Origin of the sequence: Peribacillus sp. YIM B13482 (assembly GCF_042787975.1) — a bacterium.
Classification (GTDB): domain Bacteria; phylum Bacillota; class Bacilli; order Bacillales; family DSM-1321; genus Peribacillus; species Peribacillus simplex_A.
In genome coordinates this window covers 72,521-80,672 of the sequence record NZ_JBHZPF010000016.1, presented here as the reverse complement: position 1 = coordinate 80,672, position 8,152 = coordinate 72,521, and the positions used below count along the sequence as shown (strand labels likewise).

Genomic DNA, 8,152 nt, shown 5'->3' with positions numbered 1-8,152 from the left:
AAAAAAAGGTAGATTTCCTCAGAATAAACTGAGAAAAACTACCTCTATTGGCCCGAAGGGACTTTTTCAGTGCCCTCATAAAATTGGACCCGCTTTCTTCATTATTTATTATTTTTGTTTCTTTTTCCAGAATCCCAACATTAAAGCGGTAATGAGGGACCCTATTAAAATGGCCAGCAAATAGAGAAAAGGATGGTTGACAAGGGGGATGACAAAAATTCCTCCATGTGGTGCTGGCAGAGTTACACCAAAAGCCATTGACAGGGCTCCTGCTGTCGCTGCCCCTACTACACTGCTGACGATAACGCGCAATGGATCCGCCGCCGCAAAAGGAATGGCCCCTTCTGTAATGAATGAAGCACCCATGAAATAATTTGTGAATCCAGATTTCCTTTCCGTTTCACTGAATTTGCTTTTAAAGAATGTAGTTGCAAAGGCAATCCCGAGAGGAGGTACCATTCCACCTGCCATGACGGCAGCATGAGGCCCGAAACTATGAGCTTCAATAGCTGCAAGTCCGAAAGTGAAAGCCGCTTTATTCAGGGGTCCACCCATATCTACAGCCATCATACCTCCTAGAATCAATCCAAGCAAAATAGCATTCGTACCTGATAAACCTTGTAGCCAGTTGGTTAAGCCTGTGTTAACTGCGGTTACTGGCCCATTTATAACAAATATCATGATTAAGCCTGTAATTAACATGCCGAATACAGGATAGAGTAAAACCGGTTTAATGCCTTCTAGTGTATGCGGTAACCTAGAAAACAGCTTTCGTAAAAATAAGACGACATAACCTGCAAGGAAACCGGCGATTAGTCCGCCAAGAAAACCGGCATGAGCCTGTGCTGCCAATAATCCCCCTACCATACCGGGAGCAAAACCCGGACGGTCGGCTATACTTGAAGCAATGAATCCAGCAAGGACTGGGACAAGTAAGAAGAAGGCACCACTAGTTCCCCCGCCAATATCACTTAATGCTTTGGCAATGGGATTATAATCAGGGTTTGCCGGATCGGCTGCCTGGATCCCAAAAAAGAAAGAAAGCGCAACCAAGATTCCGCCCCCGACAACAAATGGAAGCATATTACTTACCCCATTCATTAAGTGCTTGTAAATCCCCAATCCTCCTTTTGCTGAATCACCTTCATCACTTTTATCATTTCCAGTTCCTTTATAAACAGGTGCATCCTGATTAATGGCTCTGGTTAACAGCTCCTCGGTCTTCCGGATCCCATGGGCAACAGGGACAATAATGACGTGTTTACCATTAAAACGATCCATTTCCACCTGCTTATCCGCTGCAACGATAATCGCATCCGCCTCATCAATTTCTGCCGCGGTTAAACCATTTTTGATTCCTGTCGATCCATTTGTTTCCACTTTGAAATCGATTCCCATTTCCTTCGCTTTGGCCTTTAATGCATCAGCAGCCATATAAGTATGGGCAATTCCTGTTGGACAAGCTGTAACGGCAAGGATTTTCCCTTTGTTGTTACCGCTGGCAGCATCACTTGATTGCTGCTCTTCTCTTTCTTCTTCATCTGCTTCCATCTCTTTTTGATTGATTATCTCTAAGACTTCTTCACCAGAAGAAGACGAGATCAATCGGTCTCTGAATTTTTCATCCATCAGTAATGAAGAAAGCCGGGAAAGGGTTTCCAAGTGATCCGCATTCGCTCCTTCACTTGCTGCAATCATAAAGAACAGATGAGCTGGCTGACCGTCAAGCGATTCATAATCCACTCCATTAACTGATTTTCCGAAACAGATGGCAGGTGTCCTTACAGCATTTGTTTTAGCATGTGGTATCGCTATCCCTTCACCAATCCCTGTTGTGCTTTGTTGTTCACGTTTTAAGATAGCGGCTTTGAAAGCCTCCACATCGTTTAACCTGTCAGCCTCGGCTAACTTCCCTGACAGTTCATCAATGACAGCTTGCTTTGTAGCACTTTGTAGATTGATTATGATTGTATCCAATTTCAACAAGTCTGTAATTTTCATAAAGTCAGCCTCCTGTTAGTTGTTTGATATCAATTTGCGGTAATAACTCTTCGATTTTATCCAATGTACCAAGATCTGATGAAAAGGCTGTAGCACTTCCTGCTGCAAGACTGAATCGGAAAGCAGATAAAATATCCTCTGTCTTTTCATATGTCCCGATGAAACCGGCCACCATCGAATCACCGGCACCCACTGAGTTGAGGACTTTTCCTTTTGGCACATTAGCGGAATATGACTCACCACCGGAGCAAAGCACAGCACCCTGTCCTGCCATTGAAACGATAACGTTTTGTGCTCCTGATTGAACCAATTTAGAACCGTATTCGATAGCATCATCAACCGTTCTAATTTCAGTAGAAAAAAGTTCACCCAATTCATGGTGATTAGGCTTTATCAAAAATGGCCGATACGGAAGGACACTCAGTAATTCCCTCCCACTCGTATCCACCACCACCTTAATGCCATTATCAGAACAAGACTTTGCCATGGCTTCGTATACATCCGAAGGGACGCTTGGAGGGATGCTCCCTGACAAAATGAGAATATCATTATTTTTCAACTGTTCAATCTGACTAAATAATTGTTGATAATCCCCTTTTGAAATAACTGGCCCTTGGCTATTGATTTCAGTCTCCAGCCCTGTTTTCAATTTAATGTTTATTCTTGTATCTCCTGTTATCTCTGTAAAATCCGTGAAAATCTCTTCCTGTCTTAAAAACCTTTTTACAAATTCACCTGTTTGTCCACCTATGAAACCTAAAGCTGTCGTACTATTTCCAAGCCTTTTAAGCATCCGGGAAACATTAATCCCTTTCCCTCCAGGGAATTTGGCATCATAACTAGTTCGATTCACCTTGCCCATTTTAAAACTCTCCACCTCGACCAGATAATCGATGGATGGGTTAAGTGTCACTGTATAAATCATTAAATGGTCACTACCTTTACCTTTGGATTTTTATGGAGCTGAGCAACAGCCTCTTCATCATTGCTGTCAGTAAGGATTATGGCATCGCTTACATCTGCCACCTTAGCGAAAGTAGCTTCATTCAATTTTGTACTGTCAGCAAGCACGTAGGTTTCGTTAGAGAGTCGTAATGCCATCTTCTTCAGTAGAGCTTCTTCCGGATCTGGTGTTGTGAAACCCAATTCTTGATGGATGCCGTTCATTCCCAAGAAACATTTATCGAAACGGTATTCATTCAAAAATTGTACAGCATTACTTCCTATAACCGCATTTGTCGAGAATTTAATCGTTCCGCCCACTAAGACTGTTTTGATTTCCAATTCAATAAGTTTTGGAATATGCATAAGACCATTTGTCATGACCGTTATATTCTTATCCTTTAAGTAAGGAATCATTTCTGCAGTGGTTGTGCCTGCATCAAGATATATACAATCATTTTTCTCTATGAATGAAGACGCAAGCTTTGCAATCAGTTGTTTTTCAGCTATTGCTTTGTTTTGCTTTTCTATAATCGTTGGTTCAAGGCCTTTTCTTTGAAGTAAAGAGGCCCCGCCATGCACGCGTTTCAAGAGCTTCATTTCTTCGAGTTGCACTAAATCTCTCCGAATGGTCGACTCCGAAGCATGTAACTGATCTACAAGCTCCTGAAGCTTAATCGTTCCCTGTTCTTTAAGGATCGATAAGATGAACTGGTGCCTTTCTGTTGTCAACAATCAATCCCACCTCACTTTAATATCATCATCATATATGAAAACAAAGGAATAATCAATCACAAACGTTTAAAAATATTCAAATACATTCAAAAATACCTCCAAAAACATTCACAACAGAGACAAAACCTTTTCATGACCCCCATTATCTTTTTTTCAATGAAAATATGCCTTTCAGTTAAACTCATTCACAAAAAAATCCCCCATGTCATTATGACATGGGGGGGTTTTTATGATTTATTAGCCTTGAAGTAAAAGTTGTTCTGGATCTTCTAGCATATCTTTGATAGCTACTAAGAAACCAACCGCTTCTTTTCCATCAACGATACGATGATCGTAAGATAATGCAAGGTACATCATTGGTCTGTTTTCGATTTGATCTCCAACAGCGATTGGACGCGTCTTAATTGTATGCATGCCCAAAATCCCAACTTGAGGGGCATTCAAGATTGGTGTAGATAATAGGGAACCGAAAGTCCCTCCGTTTGTGATGGTAAAAGTACCACCAGATAAATCTGAAAGTCCCAGTTTGTTGTTACGCGCTTTAACAGCCAAATCAGAAATGTTCTTTTCGATTTCAGCAAAGCTTTTGCGGTCAGCATCCCTTACCACCGGAACGACAAGACCTTCATCAGTGGATACGGCTACACCGATATCATAAAAGTTCTTTTTCAGGATATGGTCGCCTTTGATTTCTGCATTCAATAACGGATATTTTTTCAATGCGCCAATGACCGCTTTAGTGAAGAATGACATGAAACCAAGTTTAACATCATTTGTTTTCACGAAAGAATCTTTATGGCGGCTACGCAATTCCATGACTGCAGAAAGATCGACTTCGTTAAAAGTAGTAAGCATGGCTGCTTCGGATTGTACTTGAACTAGACGTTTGGCAATGGTTTGACGACGGCGAGTCATCTTAACCACTTCAATGCGATCATCATTCACTTCAACAGGAGCTGCTGCTTGTTTAGCTGCAGGAGCTTGTGTTGGAGCTGCAGCAGGTGCAGAAGATGCAGCAGGTGTCACAGGTGCATTATTTGCTGCTTCTACATCTTGTACACGTACACGACCTAGTGGATCGACTACAGGCACTTGAGTCAAGTCAATTCCTTTTTCACGAGCCAATTTCCTTGCAGCTGGTGAAGCAATGACTTGTTGATTGGATGATGCTTCTTTCGTTTCAGCTTTAGGAGCCTCTTTAACAGGAGCAGCTTGTTCCGCTTTAGCTGGTTCTGCTTTGGCTACTTCAGCCTTAGGAGCTTCCGCTTTTGGAGCTGCTGCAGCTGACCCATTTTCATCAACGATAGCGATAGCCTGTCCAACTTGGACAGTATCGCCTTCTTCTGCTAATTGTTCCGAAAGAGTACCCGTATAATCTGAAATGATTTCCACGTTTACTTTATCCGTTTCAAGTTCAAGGACATATTCGCCTTTTTCAACATGATCACCGGGTTGTTTTAACCATTGCGCAATAGATCCTTCAGAAATTGATTCTGCTAATTCAGGTACTTTTACTTCAGCCATTTTATTTCTCCCCCTCATTATTGCGTGTAATTGCTTGAGTCATAATCCGTTGTTGTTCATTTTTATGGACAAGCGGATCTCCCTCAGCCGGGCTTGATCTGCGTTTCCTTCCTATATATGTCACTGAAAGATTCCCAGGAGCCGCTGCATTAAGGCGAGGTTCAACAAATGTCCAAGCCCCCATGTTCTTAGGTTCTTCTTGAGCCCAGAAGATCTCTTTAAGATTTGTATATTTTTTCAAAGCTTCTTGAACGCCAGTGAACGGGAATGGATAAATTTCTTCGATACTGATGATTTGCAACCAGTCCGTTTTTTGTTCAGTTGCCGCTTTTTCACGAAGTTCAACCGCCAATTTACCTGATGCAAAAACAATGCGTTCAACCGATTTAGGTTTTTTGCCTAAAGCTTTAGTTTCAACGAATGATTCAAAAGAGCCTTCACTGAATTCTTCAGCTGTAGAAGCCATCACTTGATTACGAAGCATACTCTTCGGTGTCATAATGACAAGCGGACGAACTTGCTCTTGATCCAAAATCTTAGCTTGTCTTCTAAGGATATGGAAGTATTGAGCTGCCGAACTTAAGTTAGCAACTGTCCAGTTGTTTTCAGCCGCTAATTGAAGGAAACGTTCTAGGCGTGCACTTGAGTGCTCTGGCCCTTGTCCTTCATAACCATGTGGAAGTAGCATGACAAGACCTGATTTTTGACCCCATTTTGCACGGCCAGCCGCAATGAATTGGTCAAAGATCACTTGTGCTGTATTTGCGAAGTCACCGAATTGGCCTTCCCATAATACTAGTGCCTCTGGAGCAAATACATTATAACCATATTCATAAGCTAGAACTGCCGTTTCAGTAAGCGGGCTGTTATGAACAGCGAAAGAAGCTTTAGCAGTTTCAAGTGTGTGAAGTGGTGAATATGTTTTTCCATTAACACTGTCATGTAACATGATATTACGTTGAGCGAATGTTCCACGCTCTGAGTCTTGTCCTGTCAAACGGATTGGAGTACCGTCACTCAATATGGATGCAAATGCCAGTGTCTCGGCATGAGCCCAATCAATTTTACCGTCAGCACCAAAGGAATCCAAGCGACGTGATAAAATCTTACCTAATTTTTTATTAGGAGTGAATCCTTCCGGCCACTTAACAAGTTCTTCGTTAATTGAAACCAGTTCTTGTTTCGGAACAGCCGTTTCAATGGCTGGAAGTCCTCTTTCAATAATCCCAGGAGGATTACATTCTTTAGAAGCTTCCGGTTTATTTCCGGAAATTTTCGCATATGCATCCGCAAGCCTTGTATCCACTTGCTCAGCAATTGCTTTAACTTCAGCTTCAGTGAACTCACCAGATTGAATGAGTTTCTTCCCATAAAGCTCTTTGACAGTTTGGTGCTTATGAATTAATGCATACATTTCAGGTTGAGTCACCAATGGCTCATCCATTTCGTTATGGCCGAAACGTCTGTAACCGATCAAGTCGATCAAGAAATCCTTATTGTATTTTTCGCGATATAGGTTCGCAAGGTTCACCGCAGCCATACATGCCTCTGGATCATCTGCATTCACATGTACGATCGGCACTTCAAAGCCTTTTGCCAAATCACTGGCATATAGAGTTGAACGTGAATCTTCACTTTCCGTTGTGAAACCAATCATATTATTGGCGATGATATGGATAGCGCCGCCAACTTGATAACCGCGTAAACGGCTTAAGTTAAACGTTTCAGGAACAATACCTTCACCTGGGAATGCTGCATCACCATGAATCAGGATTGCAAGTGATTTGGAAATGTCTTGGACAGGGAATCCTTTTTCTGAACGGTCTTCTTGTGCCGCACGAGAATACCCTTCCACTATTGGACCGACTACTTCCAAGTGACTTGGGTTATTGGCAAGTGTAACCCTTGCTTTTTGTATGTTAGCATTAGTAATCTGTTTATCCAGACCTAAATGGTATTTAACATCACCAGTCCATCCGTTGTTAATGCCTGTAGAACCTTCGGAAGGAACCAAATCTTTATTAGGTGAATGTTGGAATTCAGAGAAAATGACCTCATATGGCTTTCCTAGTACGTGTGCAAGCACATTCAAACGTCCCCGGTGAGCCATGGCAATATTCACATTCCCTGTTCCATTTTGAACAGTTTGTGAAATCATTTCATCTAAAATCGGCACTAGGGCGTCTAGTCCTTCAATGGAGAAACGTTTTTGCCCCACATATGTGCGGTGAAGGAATTTCTCGAAACCTTCAACTTCATTCAATCGCTTAAGTAATAGTTCTTTTTTCTCTTTAGCCACTTCCGGGAACATTTTTCCGGATTCGACCATATCAGTAAGCCATTGCTTTTCGTCCAAGTCATTAACATGGTGAAATTCAAAGGCTATCGTTTTTGTATAAAGTTGTTTTAGGTATTGAACGGCTTCGTATCCGTCTTTCACGTTTTCAGGTGATTCTGGACAAATTAAGTCAGCCGGTATTTTCCTTAAATCATCTGCGGTCAATCCATATTTTTCAAAGTGAATTTGTTCCGTATCTAGAGCTTCTTCTTTTAAAGGATAAATATTTGCTGCAAGATGTCCGTATGCACGGATGTTTTCTGCTAACGTAACTGCAGACATTATTTTCTTCATTGGAAGAACTTCTCTAGTTTGTACAGTTGGTGCACTTCCGATTGTTGTTTCAGCCGATACATCGAATGAAGGAGGACCTGATACTTCAAAAAAGTTTTTCAGTTCCGGATCTACTTCTTCCGGGTTGGCTTGAAATAGATCGTATTGCTCCATGACATACCCAAGGTTTGGACCTGAAAAAGTTTTCCATGGGTCGTATGCCTTAGCGTCCTTGATGGTCATTTTGTAAACCCCCAAATTTTTCTCATAATTTTTTGCATTTCGTTTTATCTATCCCCAAATTTCTTTCTTCTAAATTTTCCCCAAAAATATGATATA

At 41.6% G+C, this 8,152-nt stretch carries 5 protein-coding genes; all 5 read right to left on the bottom strand.

Features of this window, described 5'->3' with window-relative positions; translation table 11 throughout:
* Nucleotides 1–108: 108 nt before the first annotated feature.
* Nucleotides 109–2,001, bottom strand: a complete 1,893-nt coding sequence (locus ACFX4L_RS10560) for a PTS fructose transporter subunit IIABC (RefSeq protein ID WP_377385775.1) — start codon at nucleotides 1,999–2,001, stop codon at nucleotides 109–111.
* Between the two features lie 4 nt (nucleotides 2,002–2,005).
* Entirely contained in the window at nucleotides 2,006–2,926 is a 921-nt protein-coding gene (gene pfkB / locus ACFX4L_RS10555) for a 1-phosphofructokinase (RefSeq protein WP_377405036.1), read from the bottom strand.
* Nucleotides 2,926–3,678: a DeoR/GlpR family DNA-binding transcription regulator gene (locus tag ACFX4L_RS10550; protein ID WP_377405033.1), complete on the bottom strand. Its 753-nt coding sequence runs from the start codon at nucleotides 3,676–3,678 to the stop codon at nucleotides 2,926–2,928. The genes pfkB and ACFX4L_RS10550 overlap by 1 nt, the downstream gene beginning before the upstream one ends.
* Nucleotides 3,679–3,915: 237 nt before the next feature.
* Nucleotides 3,916–5,202: a 2-oxoglutarate dehydrogenase complex dihydrolipoyllysine-residue succinyltransferase gene (odhB, locus tag ACFX4L_RS10545; RefSeq protein ID WP_284470479.1), complete on the bottom strand. Its 1,287-nt coding sequence runs from the start codon at nucleotides 5,200–5,202 to the stop codon at nucleotides 3,916–3,918.
* A gap of 1 nt (nucleotide 5,203) precedes the next feature.
* Nucleotides 5,204–8,056: a 2-oxoglutarate dehydrogenase E1 component gene (locus ACFX4L_RS10540; protein ID WP_089364858.1), complete on the bottom strand. Its 2,853-nt coding sequence runs from the start codon at nucleotides 8,054–8,056 to the stop codon at nucleotides 5,204–5,206.
* Nucleotides 8,057–8,152 lie beyond the last annotated feature (96 nt).

What these genes read in the sequence shown, in the direction of transcription:
- pfkB (WP_377405036.1), bottom strand. Translation starts at nt 2,926, where the DNA reads ATGATTTATACAGTGACACTTAACCCATCCATCGATTATCTGGTCGAG.
- ACFX4L_RS10540 (WP_089364858.1), bottom strand. Translation starts at nt 8,056, where the DNA reads ATGACCATCAAGGACGCTAAGGCATACGACCCATGGAAAACTTTTTCA.
- ACFX4L_RS10560 (WP_377385775.1), bottom strand. Translation starts at nt 2,001, where the DNA reads ATGAAAATTACAGACTTGTTGAAATTGGATACAATCATAATCAATCTA.
- odhB (WP_284470479.1), bottom strand. Translation starts at nt 5,202, where the DNA reads ATGGCTGAAGTAAAAGTACCTGAATTAGCAGAATCAATTTCTGAAGGA.